Raw genomic sequence first — 2,074 nt, forward strand, 5'->3', positions numbered from 1 at the left:
GTTGCACACGTGATTGTTGCATCGCAATATCAATCAGGTTAAAAAACCGTAAACCCCGCTGCACCGCCCACCCCACGTCCCGGAGAGACCCCGCATGAACCACGCCACGCGCTGTACCGCCGCCGCTGTGCTCTGCGCCGCCCTGCTTGCCCCGTTTGCCGCCAGTGCCCAGGACGAGGCCGAATCGCCGTTCAGCTGGAACGTCACCGCCGTGTCCGACTACGTGTTCCGTGGCGTGTCCCAGACCGATGAAGACCCGACCCTGCAGGCCGGCTTCACCTACACCTCGCCGGTGGGCCTGTACGCGGGCGTGTGGGGGTCGGGCGTGGACTTCGGGCCGGGCGACCCGAGCACGGAGGTCGACTACCTGATCGGCTACGGGGTGGATGTCACCGACGGGGTCAATTTCGACGTGCTGCTCAACCGCTATACCTATCCGGGCGCCAGCGAGCTGAACTACAACGAGCTGATCACCACCACCACCTTCGCCGAGCAGTACAAGCTGACGGTGGCCTACACCGACGATCTGTCCGGCTCCGATACCAAGAGCTGGTACTACGCGGTGGGCGGCGAGTGGGGCCTGCCCAATGACTTCACGCTGAGCGCGAACGTGGGCCGCACCTCGCTGGAAACCGATTTCGGCAAGGACTACACCGACTTCAACGTCGGCGTGAGTCGCCAGTTCGGCTTGTTCAACCTGGGCCTGGGGTACCACGGTACCGATGGCGCCGGTCGCGACAACAACGGCAAGCTGGCCGACAACCGCGTGGTGTTCACCGTGGCCGTGGGTAAATGACCTGAGGCTGCGATGGGCATGAAAAAGGCGCCGAAAGGCGCCTTTTTCGTTTGCCGGTCGGTACCGGGTTGCCTCAGTTCCAGCTCAGCACGACCTTGCCGGCCTTGCCCTGTTCCATCAGGTCGAAGCCCTTCTGGAAGTCGTCGATCGGCAGCTGGTGGGTGAGCACCTTGCCGAGCGGGAAGCCGGACAGCACCAGCTGGGTCATCTTGTACCAGGTCTCGTACATCTTGCGGCCGTAGATGCCCTGCACGGTCAGGCCCTTGAAGATGATCTTGTCCCAGTCGCAGCCGGCGCCCTTGGGCATGATGCCGAGCATGGCGATCTTGCCGCCGTGGTACATGCAGTCGAGCATGTCGTTGAAGGCGCGCGGGTTGCCGCTCATTTCCAGGCCGACGTCGAACCCCTCCATGTGCAGGTCCTTCATGACGTCCTTGAGCGAGGTGTTGGACACGTTGACGACGCGGGTGGCGCCCATGTCCGCGGCCAGCTTGAGGCGGAAGTCGTTGACGTCGGTGACCACCACGTTGCGCGCGCCGATGTGCTTGCAGATGCCGGCGGCGATGATGCCGATGGGGCCGGCGCCGGTGATGAGCACGTCTTCGCCGATGACGTTGAACTCCAGCGCGCAGTGCGCGGCGTTGCCGTACGGGTCGAAGAAGGCGGCCAGCTCGGACGGGATCTGGTCGGGGATGGGCCACAGGTTGCTGGCCGGCATCACCATGTATTCGGCGAAGGCGCCGTTGACGTTGACGCCGATGCCGACGGTGTTGGGGCACAGGTGCGGGCGGCCGCCCCGGCAGTTGCGGCAGTGGCCGCAGACGATGTGGCCTTCGGCCGAGACGCGCTGGCCGAGCTCATAGCCGGTGACGCCGGGGCCGATTTCGGCGATGCGGCCGACGAATTCGTGGCCGATGGTCAGGCCGGGCTTGATGGTGCGCTGGCTCCATTCGTCCCACAGGTAGATGTGCAGGTCGGTACCGCAGATGGCGGTCTTTTCCAGCTTGATCAGGACCTCGTTCGGGCCCGGGGTGGGGACCGGAACCTCTTCCAGCCAGATGCCCTTGGCGGCTTCACGCTTGACCAGGGCCTTCATTGTTTGCTGCGCCATCGGGGTGGAACTCGTCTGGGGGAAAACGCGGATTATAGGGCCGCGGACGGTTTTCCCATGTTGCATTGCGGGTGGTTTAGCGGGGGTAGCAGCGCCTCCCTTTTCCGTGGCGAGGGGACGGGGCCACCCTGGCCGGGACACGCCAGAGCCCATCCATGGTGCTCGAT

Annotated in this window: 2 protein-coding genes; one reads left to right on the forward strand and one right to left on the reverse strand. The window is 64.7% G+C overall.

All coding sequences use genetic code 11. From position 1 onward, the window contains the following. The first annotated feature begins 94 nt into the window (after window positions 1-94). A complete protein-coding gene (locus tag DBR34_RS18480) occupies window positions 95-796 on the forward strand; it encodes a TorF family putative porin (protein WP_128097863.1) in 702 nt (233 codons plus the stop codon). A 73-nt stretch (window positions 797-869) separates the two neighbouring features. Here DBR34_RS18480 and tdh read toward each other — a convergent pair whose 3' ends face one another. Further along, entirely contained in the window at window positions 870-1,892 is a 1,023-nt protein-coding gene (gene tdh / locus DBR34_RS18485) for an L-threonine 3-dehydrogenase (protein ID WP_128097864.1), read from the reverse strand. Window positions 1,893-2,074 lie beyond the last annotated feature (182 nt).

It is taken from the genome of Stenotrophomonas sp. HMWF003 (assembly GCF_003061285.1).
GTDB classification, from domain to species: domain Bacteria; phylum Pseudomonadota; class Gammaproteobacteria; order Xanthomonadales; family Xanthomonadaceae; genus Stenotrophomonas; species Stenotrophomonas maltophilia_AP.